The organism is uncultured Sphaerotilus sp. (assembly GCF_963924895.1).
Taxonomy (GTDB): Bacteria; Pseudomonadota; Gammaproteobacteria; order Burkholderiales; family Burkholderiaceae_C; genus Sphaerotilus.
Genome location: NZ_CAWURG010000020.1, coordinates 22037 through 35928, shown reverse-complemented (window position 1 = coordinate 35928; position 13892 = coordinate 22037). Strand labels below are relative to the sequence as shown.

General features: G+C 67.4%; 20 protein-coding genes. 15 read left to right on the top strand and 5 right to left on the bottom strand.

Features of this window, described 5'->3' with window-relative positions:
• Nucleotides 1-23 precede the first annotated feature (23 nt).
• Genes AABN02_RS08110 through AABN02_RS08100 form a run of 3 tightly spaced genes read left to right on the top strand, consistent with a single transcriptional unit; the run spans nt 24 to nt 1035 of the window.
• On the top strand, nt 24-479 hold the full coding sequence (locus AABN02_RS08110) for a TOBE-like domain-containing protein (protein ID WP_338414421.1): 456 nt from the start codon (nt 24-26) through the stop codon (nt 477-479).
• Between the two features lie 53 nt (nt 480-532).
• Entirely contained in the window at nt 533-775 is a 243-nt protein-coding gene (locus AABN02_RS08105) for a type II toxin-antitoxin system Phd/YefM family antitoxin (RefSeq protein WP_338414420.1), read from the top strand.
• Nucleotides 772-1035: a Txe/YoeB family addiction module toxin gene (locus AABN02_RS08100; protein ID WP_338414419.1), complete on the top strand. Its 264-nt coding sequence runs from the start codon at nt 772-774 to the stop codon at nt 1033-1035. Before AABN02_RS08105 ends, AABN02_RS08100 begins: the two co-directional genes overlap by 4 nt.
• Before the next feature lie 19 nt (nt 1036-1054).
• On the opposite strand, the gene AABN02_RS08095 is transcribed toward AABN02_RS08100, so the two are convergent.
• Nucleotides 1055-2011, bottom strand: coding sequence for a CysB family HTH-type transcriptional regulator (locus AABN02_RS08095; RefSeq protein ID WP_338414418.1), 957 nt, complete (start codon nt 2009-2011; stop codon nt 1055-1057).
• A gap of 107 nt (nt 2012-2118) precedes the next feature.
• Between AABN02_RS08095 and AABN02_RS08090 the strand changes: the two genes are divergently transcribed.
• Nucleotides 2119-2532, top strand: a complete 414-nt coding sequence (locus AABN02_RS08090; RefSeq protein ID WP_338414417.1) for a thioredoxin family protein — start codon at nt 2119-2121, stop codon at nt 2530-2532.
• Here AABN02_RS08090 and AABN02_RS08085 read toward each other — a convergent pair.
• Nucleotides 2505-3182, bottom strand: a complete 678-nt coding sequence (locus AABN02_RS08085; RefSeq protein WP_338414416.1) for a histidine phosphatase family protein — start codon at nt 3180-3182, stop codon at nt 2505-2507. The two genes, AABN02_RS08090 and AABN02_RS08085, sit on opposite strands and share 28 nt — an antisense overlap.
• A gap of 106 nt (nt 3183-3288) precedes the next feature.
• Between AABN02_RS08085 and secB the strand changes: the two genes are divergently transcribed.
• Both secB and AABN02_RS08075 read left to right on the top strand, forming a co-directional pair.
• Complete coding sequence (gene secB / locus AABN02_RS08080) at nt 3289-3756, top strand: protein-export chaperone SecB (protein ID WP_338414415.1); 468 nt, start codon at nt 3289-3291, stop codon at nt 3754-3756.
• A gap of 28 nt (nt 3757-3784) precedes the next feature.
• Entirely contained in the window at nt 3785-4768 is a 984-nt protein-coding gene (locus tag AABN02_RS08075) for an NAD(P)H-dependent glycerol-3-phosphate dehydrogenase (protein WP_338414414.1), read from the top strand.
• A 6-nt stretch (nt 4769-4774) separates the two neighbouring features.
• Here AABN02_RS08075 and trmL read toward each other — a convergent pair whose 3' ends face one another.
• Nucleotides 4775-5245 (bottom strand): tRNA (uridine(34)/cytosine(34)/5-carboxymethylaminomethyluridine(34)-2'-O)-methyltransferase TrmL, encoded by a 471-nt coding sequence (gene trmL, locus AABN02_RS08070; RefSeq protein ID WP_338414413.1) that lies wholly within the window; start codon nt 5243-5245, stop codon nt 4775-4777.
• 27 nt (nt 5246-5272) lie between these two features.
• A complete protein-coding gene (locus AABN02_RS08065) occupies nt 5273-6034 on the bottom strand; it encodes a ComF family protein (protein ID WP_338414412.1) in 762 nt (253 codons plus the stop codon).
• A 28-nt stretch (nt 6035-6062) separates the two neighbouring features.
• Between AABN02_RS08065 and AABN02_RS08060 the strand changes: the two genes are divergently transcribed.
• The 7 genes from AABN02_RS08060 (at nt 6063) to AABN02_RS08030 (ending at nt 12048) form a co-directional block, all read left to right on the top strand.
• Nucleotides 6063-6977, top strand: a complete 915-nt coding sequence (locus AABN02_RS08060) for a biotin synthase (protein ID WP_338414411.1) — start codon at nt 6063-6065, stop codon at nt 6975-6977.
• A gap of 280 nt (nt 6978-7257) precedes the next feature.
• Complete coding sequence (gene coxB / locus AABN02_RS08055; RefSeq protein WP_338414410.1) at nt 7258-8427, top strand: cytochrome c oxidase subunit II; 1170 nt, start codon at nt 7258-7260, stop codon at nt 8425-8427.
• A 30-nt stretch (nt 8428-8457) separates the two neighbouring features.
• Complete coding sequence (gene ctaD, locus AABN02_RS08050; protein WP_338414409.1) at nt 8458-10098, top strand: cytochrome c oxidase subunit I; 1641 nt, start codon at nt 8458-8460, stop codon at nt 10096-10098.
• Nucleotides 10099-10130: 32 nt separating this feature from the next.
• Nucleotides 10131-10253 carry a cytochrome oxidase small assembly protein gene (locus AABN02_RS08045; RefSeq protein WP_338414408.1) on the top strand — a complete coding sequence of 41 codons (123 nt, stop codon included), beginning with the start codon at nt 10131-10133 and terminating at the stop codon, nt 10251-10253.
• Nucleotides 10250-10873, top strand: a complete 624-nt coding sequence (locus AABN02_RS08040; RefSeq protein ID WP_338414407.1) for a cytochrome c oxidase assembly protein — start codon at nt 10250-10252, stop codon at nt 10871-10873. The genes AABN02_RS08045 and AABN02_RS08040 overlap by 4 nt, the downstream gene beginning before the upstream one ends.
• The gene (locus AABN02_RS08035; RefSeq protein ID WP_338414406.1) at nt 10870-11106 is read left to right on the top strand and encodes a DUF2970 domain-containing protein; all 237 of its coding nucleotides are present in this window, start codon (nt 10870-10872) and stop codon (nt 11104-11106) included. Before AABN02_RS08040 ends, AABN02_RS08035 begins: the two co-directional genes overlap by 4 nt.
• Nucleotides 11107-11166: 60 nt before the next feature.
• The gene (locus tag AABN02_RS08030) at nt 11167-12048 is read left to right on the top strand and encodes a cytochrome c oxidase subunit 3 (protein WP_338414405.1); all 882 of its coding nucleotides are present in this window, start codon (nt 11167-11169) and stop codon (nt 12046-12048) included.
• A gap of 98 nt (nt 12049-12146) precedes the next feature.
• Here the strand turns inward: AABN02_RS08030 and AABN02_RS08025 are convergent, their stop codons facing one another.
• Complete coding sequence (locus AABN02_RS08025; protein ID WP_338414404.1) at nt 12147-12371, bottom strand: twin transmembrane helix small protein; 225 nt, start codon at nt 12369-12371, stop codon at nt 12147-12149.
• 42 nt (nt 12372-12413) lie between these two features.
• On the opposite strand from AABN02_RS08025, the gene AABN02_RS08020 reads away from it, so the two are divergent.
• Nucleotides 12414-13157: an SURF1 family protein gene (locus AABN02_RS08020; protein ID WP_338414403.1), complete on the top strand. Its 744-nt coding sequence runs from the start codon at nt 12414-12416 to the stop codon at nt 13155-13157.
• Nucleotides 13147-13881, top strand: a complete 735-nt coding sequence (locus AABN02_RS08015) for a hypothetical protein (RefSeq protein ID WP_338414402.1) — start codon at nt 13147-13149, stop codon at nt 13879-13881. Before AABN02_RS08020 ends, AABN02_RS08015 begins: the two co-directional genes overlap by 11 nt.
• Nucleotides 13882-13892: the final 11 nt, after the last annotated feature.

The following is a 13892-nucleotide window of genomic DNA, read 5'->3' as shown; positions in this document are numbered from 1 at the left end:
TCACCCACGACCAGGAGGAGGCGATGGAAGTCTCCGACCGCATCGTGGTGATGAACGAGGGCCGCATCGAGCAGGTCGGCACGCCGGACGAGGTCTACGACAAGCCGGCGACGCCGTTCGTGCTGCAGTTCCTGGGCGATGTGAACCTGTTCCATGGCCGGCGCGACCATGCGCCGGGGCAGCCGGTGGAAGCCAAGGACGTGACCTACGTGCGCCCGCACGAGATCGACATCGTCACCACGGCCGGGCCGGACACCTGGGCGGTGACGCTGGCGCATGTGCTGACGGTGGGGCCGAACACGCGGCTGGAGTTCCGCCGCGTCGAGGACGAGTCGCTGGTGGACGTGGAGTTGTCGCGTGAGGCGTGGACCGCACTGCGCGGGCGGCTCGGGCTGCGGCCGGGGAGTGCCGCGCATCTGAGGCCGCGGCGGATCACGCGGTTTCAGGAGACGGCGGATGATCCGGCGGCGGCGATTTGATGTGACGAGAGTACGATAAAGCGTACCATTGAGGCGTTCACGGAGACCGTCTCATGCACACCCTCACCGCCAGCGAAGCCCGAGCCAACCTCTACCGGCTCATCGACCAGACCGCACAGTCCCACCAGCCGATCCACATCTCCGGCAAGCGCACCAGCGCCGTGCTCGTGGCCGCTGAAGACTGGCAAGCCATCCAGGAAACGCTCTATCTGCTGTCGATTCCTGGCATGCGCGAGTCCATCAAGGACGCCATGGCCGAGCCCCTGGAGGCCAGTGCCACGGGGCTGGACTGGTGAGCTGGCAAGTCGTCTTTTCCAGGCACGCGCAGAAGGATGCGCAAAAACTGTCCGCAGCGGGGCTGAAGCAGAAGGCCCAGGAACTGCTGGTCCTGCTGGCGGTTGATCCATTCCAGACCCCGCCCCCCTGCGAAAAGCTGGTCGGCGACTTGGCAGGGGCCTATTCGCGGCGCATCAATATCCAGCATCGCCTCGTCTATGAGGTGTTCCCGAGCGAAAGAACCGTGCGGGTGCTGCGCATGTGGTCCCACTACGAATAGGCGAGTGCCACCGCCGCGATCAGATCTCGAACCGACTCCCCTCCGAACTCGCCATCGCCTGCCCGATCAGCTCGGGCGTCAGCGGCGGCGCGAAGCAGCGGATGAATTCGTAGGCATAGCGCCGCAGGTAGGCGCCGCGGCGCAGCGCCAAGCGGGTCATGTTCGTGGCGAACAGGTGCCGCGCATCGATGGCGCGCAGGCCGGCATCGCACGCCTCGTCGTACGCGATCGACGCCACCAGCCCGACGCCCATGCCGAGTTCGACATACGTCTTGATCACGTCCGCGTCCATCGCGGCCAGCACCACGTTCGGCACCAGCGCGTGGCGGGCGAACGCCTCGTCGATGTGGCTACGGCCGGTGTAGCCGGTCTCGTAGGTGATCAGCGCAAACTCGGACAGCCGCGGCAGCGTCAGCGTCAGGCCGCGGTCGGCCTCCTGCGCCAGCGCGTGGTCGCGCGGCACGACGACGACGTGCGACCAGCTATAACAAGGCAGCGCCACCAGGTCCTCGTAACCCGCCAGCGCCTCGGTGGCGATGCCGATGTCGGCCTCCCCATCGAGCAGCATCTGCGCGACCTGGCGCGGCGAGCCCTGGTGGAGTTGCAGCACTACGTCCGGGTGCGTCGCACGGAAATCGCGCACGGCGGGTGGCAGGGCGTAGCGTGCCTGCGAGTGCGTGGCGGCAATCGTCAGCGTGCCGCGGTCCTGCGCAGCGAAGTCGGCGCCGGCGCGCTTGAGGTTGTCCGCCTCGATCAGCAGCCGCTCGACGATCGGCAGCACCACCTCGCCCGGCGGCGTCAGCCCGGTGAGCCGCTTGCCGGCGCGCACGAAGATCTCGACGCCGAGTTCCTCCTCCAGCTCGCGGATCTGCCGGCTCACGCCGGGCTGCGAGGTGTGCAGGACGAGGGCGACTTCGGTGAGGTTGAAGCCTTGGCGGACGGTTTCGCGCACGGAGCGCAGTTGCTGGAAGTTCACCGGGCGATTATTCCGGCGCCGGCTTGCTCGGAAAACGATTCAAAACGACTATCCATATGCGCAGAGCAAATATGGAGCGCCGCGCACGCTCTGGCACACTGAAAACCATGTCCACCCTGCCCGCTCCACACCCCGAAGCACTCACCGTGGCCTGCCTGTGTGCGGGCTGGTGCGTCGCCTGCAAGGCCTATGCCGCCACCTTCGCGCAGGTCGCGCAGGCGCACCCGGACGTGTGCTTCACTTGGATCGACATCGAGGACCACAGCGACGCCCTCGGCGACGAGGCGCTGGACATCGAGAATTTCCCGACGCTGCTGGTGATGAAGGGCGCGCGCGGGCAGGCACAGCGGCCGCTGTTCCTCGGCACCGTGATGCCGCACGCCGGCACGCTGGAGCGCATGGTGCTGGCCGCACAGGCCGGGTCGATGGATGGCGCCACGGTGCGCACGGCGCTGGCCGGGCCGGTCGCGACGCTGGCCGCGGCGCACCGGGTTCAGGGTGTCGACACACCCGCGCCGTAACGCACGCTCAGCGACACCGTCGAGGGCTGCGGCGGCAGGCCGGCGAGGTGGGCATCGTCGGCCCAGACGTCGATCTCGGCGCGCCCGGGGCCGTGCCAGTGCAGGCGGTTGATGCCCGCATTCGGAATCGCGCACTGCCGCGCACTCGACAGCGGCTGGCCGCGCACCGTGCGCCACACCATGTCCAGCACGCCGCCGTGGGTCACCACCAGCACCCGCTGGCCCACATGCGCGGCGGCCAGCGCATCCAGCGCCGACCAGACCCTCGTGTGGAAGGCCCGGATGCTCTCGCCGCCACCGGGCAGCGCGAAGTCGGCGTCCTGCTGCACCCACTGCGCCCAGAGGTCCGGGTGCCGGTCGAGGAGGTCGGTGACCTGCTGCCCCTCGAAGACCCCGAAATGCTGCTCGCGCCAGCGGGCGTCCTGCCGCAGCGTCAGCCCGAGACGCTCGGCCAGCGGCGCGGCGGTGGCCCGGGTGCGCGACAGGTCGCTGACCACCCCCACATCGAAGCGCTCGTCGGTCAGCCGCTCGGCCAGGCGCTCGGCCTGCAGCAAGCCGGTGGCGTTGAGCGGCACGTCCATCTGCCCCTGGAAGCGGTGAACGCGGTTCGAGTCGGTTTCTCCGTGACGGATGAGGGTGAGGTGCGCCATGCGGCCAAGTATGCGCCGGAGCGCTGCTGCTATATTCCCGCCGACCCGCACCGACCCCGTGCGTTTTGTTGATGTTTTTTTGATTTTCACCACCGAGAACCTGACCATGGCCGACGCAACCGACTCGTTCGACTCGCAAGAACAACCCGTGTTCCAGATCCAGCGCGTGTACCTGAAGGATCTGTCGCTCGAACAGCCGAACTCGCCGCAGATCCTCATCGAGCAGGGCCAGCCGGCCGTGGACATCAACCTCGGCGTCGAAGTCGGCCCCGTCGCCGATGGCATCTACGAAGTCTGCGTGACCGCCACCGTCACCACCAAGCTCGGCGACCGCACCCTGTTCCTGTGCGAAGCCAAGGAAGCCGGCATCTTCGAGATCCGCAACATCGACCCCGAGCAGATGCAGCCGATCCTGGGCATCGCCTGCCCCGGCATCGTCTACCCCTACCTGCGCGCCGTGGTGGCCGACACGATCACCCGCGCCGGCTTCCCGCCCGTGCACCTGACCGAAGTGAACTTCCAGGCCATGTACGAAGCCCAGCAGCAGCAAGGCCAGCAAGCGCTGAACAGCTGATCCCCAGGTCTGCTGACAGGTTCGCGCGATGCAGATCACGGTGCTCGGCGCCGGTGCCTGGGGCACCGCGCTGGCGGCGCAGGCCGCCACCCGCCACCCCACGGTCCTCTGGGCCCGTGACGACCGCCAGGCCCGCGAGATCGCGGCCTCGCGGTGCAATGCGCGCTACCTGCCCGGCGTGGCCCTGCCGGCTGCGCTGGAACTCACCTCGGATTTTTCCGGCGCCGTCGCCCATGCGGGTCTGACGGGGCTGGTCATCGTGGCCACGCCCACGGCCGCGCTGCGCGAGATGCTGCAGCGCCTGCCGGACGGCACCGCCACCCTCTGGCTCAGCAAGGGCTTCGAAGCCGGCACGGGCCTGCTCGGGCACGAGATCGCCCGGCAAGCGGCCCCCGGCCTGCGCGCAGGCGTGCTGAGCGGACCGAGCTTCGCGCTCGAAGTCGCCCGCGGCCAGCCGACGGCGCTCGTCGCCGCCAGCCAGGACGCCGCGCTGCGCCAGGCGGCAGTGGACGCGCTGCATGGCCCGACGCTGCGCATCTACTCCTCCACCGACCCGGTCGGCGTGGAAGTGGGTGGCGCGGTGAAGAACGTGCTGGCCATCGCCACCGGCATGGCCGACGGACTGGCACTGGGCCTGAACGCCCGCGCCGCCCTGATCACCCGCGGGCTCGCCGAGATGACCCGGCTCGGACTGGCGCTGGGCGCGCAGGCCGAGACCTTCATGGGCCTGTCCGGCCTGGGCGATCTGGTGCTCACCGCCACCGGCGACCTCTCGCGCAACCGCCGTGTCGGCCTGCAGCTCGCCGAGGGCAAGACGCTGGCCCACATCCTCGAAGACCTGGGCCATGTCTCGGAAGGCGTCTACAGCGCCCGCACAGTGCTCGACCGGGCGCAGAGGCTGGGTGTGGAGATGCCGATCACGCGGGCGGTGGTGTCGGTGCTGCAGGGGGAACTCACGCCGCAGCAAGCCGTGCAAGCCCTGATGCAACGCGGCGCCCGCGCTGAAGTCTGAAGCCGGTCAGACCGCCCCGCCGTAGCCGTTCTGGCGCCAGGCCTCGAACACTGTCACCGCCACCGCATTGCTCAGGTTGAGGCTGCGCTGCTCGGGCCGCATCGGCAGCCGCACGCGCTGATCGGCGGGAAAAGTATCGCGCAACGCGGGCGGCAACCCGCTGGTCTCACAGCCGAACACCAGCCAGTCGCCGAGCTGCCATGCCACCTCGGCGAACGGCCGGCTGCCGCGGGTGGTCAGCGCGAACATGCGCGCGGGGTCCGGCGCGCAGTCGGCGATCAGCGCGTCCCAGGACGCATGGCGGCGCACCGGCGCGTACTCGTGGTAATCCAGCCCGGCGCGGCGCAGCAGCTTGTCGTCCATCGAGAAGCCGAGCGGCTCGATCAGGTGCAGCTCGCAGCCGGTGTTGGCCGCCAGCCGGATCACGTTGCCGGTGTTGGGCGGGATTTCGGGGTGGACGAGGACGATGCGGAACATGGTGCGGCGTGGCGGAAGAGCGGGCGGTCAGGGGGCCGCATCATCGCTCACCGTGCGCGCGAGCACCCAGCTCTGCACCGCCGTGGCGCCGGCCCGGCGCACGGTCGCGGCCAGCGCGTCCAGGGTCGCGCCGGTGGTCATCACGTCATCAAGGATCGCCACGCGGCGGCCCGTCAGACCGGCCCGGCCGGCGGCCGTCACCGCGAATGCGCCACGCAGGTTGAGCAGGCGCTCGGCCCGCGGCAGGCCGGTCTGGTGCGGCGTGTCGAGCACCCGCTCGACCCAGCGCGCCTGGACCGGCACTTCCAGCGCGGGGCCGACGCGGCGGGCCAGCTCCCACGCCTGGTTGTAGCCGCGCGCCCGCTGCCGGGCGGCGGACAGCGGCACCGGCAGCAGCACGTCGGGGGGCTCGAATCCGGTCTGTTCCGCGGCGGTCCAGAGCGCATCGCTCATCAGGTCTGCCAGCGGACCCGCCAGCTCGCAGGCGCCACTGAACTTGAAGCGCGTGATCAGCCCGTCCCAGGGATAGGCGTAGTCGAATGCCGTCAGCGTGTGGTCGAAGGCCGGCGGGCGCAGGATGCAGCGGCCGCAGACCTCGTTCAGACCCACCAGCGACACCGCACAACAGCGGCAGCGGTGGCCCGCATGGCGAAAGCGCTGCCGGCAGGTCCCGCAGACCGCGTCGCGCTGCCAGGTGGCGCAGATCTGGCAAGCGGAGCCAGGCGACCAGCGCCAGGCCGCCGCGAAGGCGCGCCAGGCGAGAAAGGGCCGAGAGTTGCGCAAGCTCATGTGCGGCTGACTATACAGTTCCACCACCATGGCCGAACCCACCCCCACCGCCCGCCGCACGCCCCGGATCGACCCCGCTGCGCTGCAACGCCACCTCCGGCAATCCGCCAGCCGGGCCGCGCCCTGGCTGCACGAGGAGATCGCCCGCCGCATGGCCGAGCGCCTGTCGCTGGTGCGCCGCCAGCCCGCCCGGGTGATCGACTGGTGGAGCCCGACCTCGGGCAGCGCCGCCCTGCTGAAGGCGCAGTATCCGCAGGCGCGCCTCCTGCCCTACGGCTGCGATGACCAGCCGCTGCCCGAAGCCCCCGGCACGGACACCGGCCCGCGCTGGTGGCAGCGCCTGATCGGCCAGCCGGCGCGGGCCGAGCTGCCCGCGGCCCCACCCACCGCCGAGCTGCTGTGGGCCAACATGATGCTGCACTGGGTCGACGACCTGCCGGCGCTGCTGCCGCGCTGGCACGCGGCGCTGGAGGTGGACGGCTTCCTGATGTTCTCGTGCTTCGGTCCGGACACGCTCCTGGAACTGCGCGCGGTCTACGCCGAACTTGGCTGGGGCCTGCCGGGCAGCCCCTGGATCGACATGCACGATCTCGGGGACGAACTGGTGCACGCCGGCTTTGCCGACCCGGTCATGGACATGGAGTACCTGACGCTGACCTGGGACAGCCCCGCGGCCCTGCTGGCCGAACTGCGTGGACTGGGCCGCAACACCGCCTCTTCGCGTCAACCCGGATTGCGGGGCCGGCAGTGGCGCCAGACACTGGACGATGCCCTGAAGCGGCACCTGACAGGCCCCGACGGGCGCCTGCACCTGCGCTTCGAGATCATCTACGGACACGCGTTCCGGCCAGTCACCCGGGCCCGGGTGCAGGCGCAGACCGAGATTTCGCTCGACGCCATGCGCGAAATGACGCGCCAGCGCAACCCCGGGCGCACCGACTGAGTGCGGTAAGCCCGCCATGCCGCGCGAAACATTGCCCCGGGGTGATATCAGCGCCTAAAATTCGCAGCCTGTTCGATAGCCTTCGCAATGATCCGAATCAAAAAGCCTTCGGATGGTTGCTGACGGTGATCAATCCCCACCCACTGGTTTTCTGCTCCAGTCATCCGGACTCTTCCGGATGGCCGGTCGGTGCTGGTGGTGCATGTTTGCAGGCAGACAAGACACTATGTCCGCGGCGGCCACCGGCCAGCCGATCTGGTAGAGAAAGAGAGCGCAGATGATGATGAAGAAAGCTCTGTGGCGCCATGCGAGCCAGTGGAGTCTGGCTGCATGTGCTTCCATGGTCACGACCCTGGCACTGGCAGTGAACGATCTGCCGGGTGGCCCTGGCGTCCGTCAATTGGACTTCCAGACCCCCGTCACGCAGATCGCTGCCGAACAGCACTGGCTGCATGTGGTGATGATGGTCATCTGCGGCGTGATCTGTCTGGCCGTGTTCGGCGTGATGTTCTATTCGATCATCAAGCACCGCAAGTCCAAGGGACACAAGCCGGCGAACTTCCACGAGAGCATCGCGGTCGAGATCGCCTGGACCATCGTGCCCTTCGTCATCGTCATCGGCATGGGCGCCATGGCGACCAAGACCGTCGTGGCCATGAAGGACACCACCAACGCCGACGTGACCATCAAGGCCACCGGCTACCAGTGGAAGTGGGGCTATGACTACCTGAAGGGCGAAGGCGAAGGCATCAGCTTCCTGCAGACGCTCGACGCCACCCAGCGCGCACTGTCGGACGCCGGCAAGCCCGCCGGTGACAACTACCTGCTGAAGGTGGACAACCCCCTGGTCGTGCCGGTCGGCAAGAAGATCCGCATCATCACCACCGCCAACGACGTGATCCACTCGTGGATGATCCCGGCCTTCGGCGTCAAGCAGGACGCCATCCCCGGCTTCGTGCGCGACACCTGGTTCCGTGCGGACAAGACGGGTGACTTCTACGGCCAGTGCGTCGAGCTGTGCGGCAAGGAACACGCCTACATGCCGATCCACGTCAAGGTGGTTTCGGACGCTGAATACACCACCTGGGTGGCTGGCGAGAAGAAGAAGCTGGCCGCGCTGGCTGACGATCCGGCCAAGGAATGGAAGCTGCCGGACCTGATCGCCCGCGGCGAGAAGGTCTATGCCAACAACTGCGCCGCCTGCCACCAGGCCAACGGCAAGGGCGCCGGTCCGATCAAGCCGCTGGACGGCTCGCCGGTCGTGCTCGACGCCGACAAGGGCAAGCAGATCGCGGTGCTGCTGAATGGCCAGAACAATGGTGCGATGCCGGCATGGAAGCAGCTCTCGGACACCGAGATCGCCGCCGTGATCACGTTCACCAAGAACAACTGGTCCAACAAGACCGAGCAGATCGTCCAGCCGGCCGAAGTGGTCGCTGCCCGCAAGTAACCAAGACGACTTTCCAGAGGATCACTACCCATGAGCGCAGTTCTCCATCCGGGCGGTCACGGTCACGGGCATGACGACCATGCCCATGACGACCACCACCATGCTCCCCACGGCTGGCGTCGCTGGGTCTTTGCGACCAATCACAAGGACATCGGCACGCTGTACCTGCTGTTCTCCTTCACGATGCTGATGATCGGCGGCATCCTCGCGCTGCTGATCCGGCTCGAGCTGTTCCAGCCGGGCCTGCAGTTCGTGAACCCTGAACTGTTCAACCAGTTCACCACGATGCACGGGCTGATCATGGTGTTCGGCGCGATCATGCCGGCCTTCGTCGGCTTCGCGAACTGGATGATCCCGCTGCAGATCGGCGCAGGCGACATGGCCTTCGCGCGGATGAACAACTTCAGCTTCTGGCTGATGATCCCCGCCGCGTTGATGCTGGTGTCGAGCTTCTTCATGCCCGGTGGCGCCCCCGCTGCTGGCTGGACGCTCTACGCCCCGCTGACCCTGCAGATGGGACCGTCGATGGATGCCGGCATCTTCGCGATGCACATCCTGGGCGCCTCGTCGATCATGGGCTCGATCAACATCGTCGTCACCATCCTGAACATGCGCGCTCCCGGCATGACGCTGATGAAGATGCCGATGTTCGTCTGGACCTGGCTGATCACCGCCTACCTGCTGATCGCGGTCATGCCCGTGCTGGCCGGCGCGATCACCATGACGCTGACGGACCGCCACTTCGGCACCAGCTTCTTCAACCCCGCCGGTGGCGGTGACCCGGTGATGTACCAGCACGTGTTCTGGTTCTTCGGTCACCCCGAGGTCTACATCATGATCCTGCCGGCCTTCGGCATCGTGAGCCAGATCATCCCGGCCTTCGCCCGCAAGCGCCTGTTCGGTTACGCGTCGATGGTGTACGCGACCGCGTCGATTGCCATCCTGTCGTTCATCGTGTGGGCCCACCACATGTACACGACCGGCATGCCGCTGACGGGCCAGCTGTTCTTCATGTACGCGACGATGCTGATCTCGGTCCCGACCGGCGTGAAGGTGTTCAACTGGATCGCGACGATGTGGCGCGGCTCGATGACCTTCGAGACCCCGATGCTGTGGGCCGTGGGCTTCATCTTCGTGTTCACGCTGGGCGGCTTCACGGGCCTCATCCTCTCGATGGCCCCGATCGACATCAACCTGCAGGACACCTACTACGTCGTGGCGCACTTCCACTACGTGCTGGTGGCCGGCTCGCTGTTCGCGATGTTCGCTGGCGTGTACTACTGGGGTCCGAAGTGGACTGGCGTGATGTACTCCGAAGGCCGCGGCAAGTTCCACTTCTGGGGCTCGCTGGTGACCTTCAACATCACCTTCTTCCCGATGCACTTCCTGGGCATGGCCGGCATGCCGCGCCGCTACGCCGACTACCCGCTGCAGTTCGCCGACTTCAACATGATCGCGTCGATCGGCGCCTTCGGTTTTGGTCTGATGCAGGTCTACTTCTTCCTGTTCGTCGTCGTCCCGATGATGCGCGGCAAGGGTGAGAAGGCGCCGCAGAAGCCGTGGGAAGCCGCGGAAGGTCTGGAGTGGGAAGTCGCCTCGCCGGCCCCGTTCCACACCTTCGAGACGCCGCCCACGCTGGACGTGACGGCCACCAAGGTACTGAAGTTCTGATCTCCACTGGCTGACCAACGGGACGACCTGCCATGACCAACGAAGAAAAACGACGCAGCAATGTGCGCCTCGGCCTGATCCTGGCCACGGTCGCGCTGGTGTTCTTCGTCGGGTTCATGGCCCGTGTGCTGCTGCTGTCGGGTGCGCGTCCATGAGCGACACGCCGAAGGTCAGCGGCCTGCAGCGCGACAACAAGCGCATGCTGGGCAAGCTGTGCGTCATCGCGCTGGTGATGTTCGGCTTTGGCTATGCGCTGGTGCCGATGTACCAGTCGATCTGCGAGGCGCTGGGGATCAACATCCTCAGCCGCAACGAGCTGCTGGTCACGGGCAAGTCCGGATCCGGCAACTTCAACACCCAGGTCGATGCCAGCCGCACCATCACGGTCGAGTTCGACGCCAACGCCCGCGGCCCGTGGGACTTCAAGCCCGCCCAGTCCTCCGTCCAGGTTCACCCTGGCGAAGTGACCACGGTGATGTACGAGTTCCGCAACGTCCAGAACCGCACGATGTCCGCACAGGCCATCCCCAGCTACGCCCCGAAGCAGGCCATGGCCCACTTCAACAAGCTGGAGTGCTTCTGCTTCAACGAGTACACCTTGCAACCCGGTGAAGTCAAGAAGTGGCCCGTGGTCTTTGTCGTCGATCCGAAGCTGCCCAAGGACGTGACCACCATCACCCTGTCCTACACCTTCTTCGAGGTCGGATCGAAGACGCCTGCGGCACCGGTCACCGGCTCGACCGCCCCCGTGCTGCCGCAAGGGGTGCGCTCATGAAGCAGGAACCACGGACCTCGGCGGACGACTTGCGCGATGCCGTGCAACGCAAGAGTTCGTTCGCCCAGAGCATGAAGGCCGTGGCCTGGTCCTTCTTCGGCATCCGCCGCGGCGCCGACCACCAGAACGACGTCAACCAGCTCAACCCCGTGCACATCATCCTGGCCGGCCTGCTCAGCGCAGCGCTGTTTGTCGGCCTGCTGGTGGTGCTGGTCCGCTGGATCGCGGGCTGAGCCAGTCCAACACGACACCACACACCACAACATTCGCGACACGGATTCCAGGAGCAACTCATGTCGGCAACAACCAAAGGCGTGACGCCTTACTACTATGTTCCGGCGCCCTCGCGGCACCCGGTGATGACGGCCATCGGCCTGTTCTTCGTGATCCTGGGCGCAGGCCAGTGGATCAACGGCCACGGCTGGGGGGCGTACTCGCTGCTGTTCGGCCTGCTGTGGACGGTCTTCGTGCTGCGCCAGTGGTTCGGTGAAGCCGCAGGCGAAGCCGAAGCCGGCATGCTGAGCGACCGCGTCGATGTCTCGCACCGCTGGAGCATGGCCTGGTTCATCTTCTCGGAAGTGATGTTCTTCGCCGCCTTCTTCGGCGCGCTGTACTGGGCGCGCACCCAGTCGGTGCCGAGCCTGGGCAGCCTGGACAACGCGCTGCTGTGGCCCGATTTCAAGGGCGTCTGGCCGAGTTCGGTCGCTGGGGCCACCGCCTCGCCGGCCGGCATCGTCGAGCCGTTCCAGACCATGGGTCCGTGGCCGCTGCCGACCATCAACACCGGTCTGCTGCTGACCTCGGGCGTCACGCTGACGATCGCGCACCACGCGCTGATCGCCAACCAGCGCTCCAAGTCCATCCTGTGGATGTGGATCACCGTCCTGCTGGGCGCCACCTTCCTGACCTGCCAGGGCTACGAGTACTTCCACGCCTACCATGAGCTGAACCTCAAGCTCAACTCCGGCGTCTACGGCTCGACCTTCTACATGCTGACCGGCTTCCACGGCTTCCACGTGCTCGTCGGCACCATCATGCTGCTGGTCATGACCATCCGCCTGATGAAGGGCCACTTCACCCCCGAGCGCCACTTCGGCTTCGAAGGCGCGGCGTGGTACTGGCACTTCGTGGACGTGGTCTGGCTGGGCCTGTACTTCATCGTCTACTGGATGTGATGGCGTGGTGCCGGTGGTCCGGCACCTGCCTGAAACAAAAAAGAGCGCTTCGGCGCTCTTTTTGTTGATCCGACGCGGCAGTGGCTGCCGCCGCCGCTTCAGCGTCCGACCGGCAACCCCGTCGGCTCGATCCAACCCATGAAGTAGCTCAGCAGCACAAAAAGGAAGACACTCACCGAGACGCCCACCCGGATCGCCAGCGCGCGCGCCATGCGGCCCTTGGGGGCTGGCGCACCCTCCGGGCCACGCTTGATCATGAAGATCCCGGCCGAAGCCAGGGCGGCCAGAATGGCGACAAACGCCAGCACAATGATGATTTTCATGACGCCGGATTATTCCACCACCCCACTCTGGCGCACGCCTCCATGACCCTGATCCGACATCGCCACCACCGCTGGGTGATCCTGGTGGCCGCCCTCGTCGGTGTCGCCGGGACGGCGCGGCTCGGTCTCTGGCAACTGGACCGCGCGGCGCAGAAGATCGACCGGCAGACCCTGCTCGACGAGCGCCAGAAGCTGCCGGAGCTGACCGCGGCCGATCTGGCCCGCCAGCCCGAAGAGGTCGACGGACAGATCCAGCGCCTCGTCCGTCTGCAGGGCCGCTGGGTCGCGCGGGCGACGCTGTTTCTGGACAACCGCCCGATGGACGGCCGCGTCGGCTTCCACGTCGTGACGCCGCTGCAACTGGCCGATGGCACCGCCGTGCTGGTCGAGCGTGGCTGGGCCCCGCGCAACGCCCTGCGGCGCGAAGACCTGCCCCCGGTGAAGACGCCGGACGCGGAGGCCGTGACCGTCGTCGCCCGCATCATCCCCACACCATCGAGGCTGTTCGACTTCGGTGGTCTCGAATCCGGTCCCATCCGTCAAAATCTCGACATCGCCGCCGCCGCCCGCGAGTCCGGCCTGAGCCTGCGCCCGGTGGCCTTGCTGCAGACCGAAGGCCCGACGGACGACGGCTTGCTGCGCCACTGGTCCGCGCCCTCCACCGGTGTCGACAAGCACCACGGCTACGCCGCCCAATGGTTTGCCCTCAGCGCCCTGATCGCCGGGCTGTATGTCTGGTTCCAACTCATCCGCCCGCGCAGGCTGGCCGCTTCCCATGTCGAATGACACCCCGAACGCCGCACAACCGCTGAACCTGTCGGTCCACGATCTGCCCTCTCCGTCCGCCACGCTGGAGGTGCCGCAGCGCACCCGCCTGGGCCGGCTGAAGATGGTGCTGATCATGCTGGCCTGTGCCTCTCCCGTCATCGCGTCGTACTTCACCTACTACGTGATCCGACCGACCGGTCAACCCGGGCACGGCGCGCTGATCCAGCCGCCTGTCGACATCCCGCCCGTTGCCGCGCTGCCACTGACCGACCTGCAGGGCATGACCGTCGATCCACGCAGCCTGCGTGACCAGTGGTTGCTGGTGGTGGTGGCCGATGGTGCCTGCGACAGCACCTGCGAGAAGCTCCTGTACGCCCAGCGCCAGTTGCGTGAAACGCTGGGCAAGGAGAAAGGCCGCCTCGACCGCGTTTGGCTCGTCACCGGCGACCAGCCCCCGCGCACCGACCTGCTCCCCGCACTGGCCGACACCAGCGTGCTGCGCGCCCCCCGCGACGCTGTGGCCGCCTGGCTCAAGCCGGCGCCCGGCGAGGCCCTCTCGGCCCACCTCTACCTCGTCGACCCGATGGGCGTGTGGATGATGCGGTTCCCGGCCGCGTTCGAGCCGGCCAAGGTCAAGCGCGACATCGAGCGCGTGCTGCGCGCCTCGACTTCCTGGGACCGCGCCGGCCGCGACCCCGCCATCGTCGGTCCGGTGACCACCACGCCGGGCCTCGCCCGCTGAGCAGCCAGACC

Excerpts from the sequence above, each read along its gene's own strand:
- AABN02_RS08110 (WP_338414421.1), top strand. The coding sequence starts at position 24 with ATGGAAGTCTCCGACCGCATCGTGGTGATGAACGAGGGCCGCATCGAG.
- AABN02_RS08105 (WP_338414420.1), top strand. The coding sequence starts at position 533 with ATGCACACCCTCACCGCCAGCGAAGCCCGAGCCAACCTCTACCGGCTC.
- AABN02_RS08090 (WP_338414417.1), top strand. The coding sequence starts at position 2,119 with ATGTCCACCCTGCCCGCTCCACACCCCGAAGCACTCACCGTGGCCTGC.
- AABN02_RS08085 (WP_338414416.1), bottom strand. The coding sequence starts at position 3,182 with ATGGCGCACCTCACCCTCATCCGTCACGGAGAAACCGACTCGAACCGC.
- secB (WP_338414415.1), top strand. The coding sequence starts at position 3,289 with ATGGCCGACGCAACCGACTCGTTCGACTCGCAAGAACAACCCGTGTTC.
- AABN02_RS08075 (WP_338414414.1), top strand. The coding sequence starts at position 3,785 with ATGCAGATCACGGTGCTCGGCGCCGGTGCCTGGGGCACCGCGCTGGCG.
- trmL (WP_338414413.1), bottom strand. The coding sequence starts at position 5,245 with ATGTTCCGCATCGTCCTCGTCCACCCCGAAATCCCGCCCAACACCGGC.
- AABN02_RS08065 (WP_338414412.1), bottom strand. The coding sequence starts at position 6,034 with ATGAGCTTGCGCAACTCTCGGCCCTTTCTCGCCTGGCGCGCCTTCGCG.
- AABN02_RS08060 (WP_338414411.1), top strand. The coding sequence starts at position 6,063 with ATGGCCGAACCCACCCCCACCGCCCGCCGCACGCCCCGGATCGACCCC.
- coxB (WP_338414410.1), top strand. The coding sequence starts at position 7,258 with ATGATGAAGAAAGCTCTGTGGCGCCATGCGAGCCAGTGGAGTCTGGCT.
- ctaD (WP_338414409.1), top strand. The coding sequence starts at position 8,458 with ATGAGCGCAGTTCTCCATCCGGGCGGTCACGGTCACGGGCATGACGAC.
- AABN02_RS08045 (WP_338414408.1), top strand. The coding sequence starts at position 10,131 with ATGACCAACGAAGAAAAACGACGCAGCAATGTGCGCCTCGGCCTGATC.
- AABN02_RS08040 (WP_338414407.1), top strand. The coding sequence starts at position 10,250 with ATGAGCGACACGCCGAAGGTCAGCGGCCTGCAGCGCGACAACAAGCGC.
- AABN02_RS08035 (WP_338414406.1), top strand. The coding sequence starts at position 10,870 with ATGAAGCAGGAACCACGGACCTCGGCGGACGACTTGCGCGATGCCGTG.
- AABN02_RS08030 (WP_338414405.1), top strand. The coding sequence starts at position 11,167 with ATGTCGGCAACAACCAAAGGCGTGACGCCTTACTACTATGTTCCGGCG.
- AABN02_RS08025 (WP_338414404.1), bottom strand. The coding sequence starts at position 12,371 with ATGAAAATCATCATTGTGCTGGCGTTTGTCGCCATTCTGGCCGCCCTG.
- AABN02_RS08020 (WP_338414403.1), top strand. The coding sequence starts at position 12,414 with ATGACCCTGATCCGACATCGCCACCACCGCTGGGTGATCCTGGTGGCC.
- AABN02_RS08015 (WP_338414402.1), top strand. The coding sequence starts at position 13,147 with ATGTCGAATGACACCCCGAACGCCGCACAACCGCTGAACCTGTCGGTC.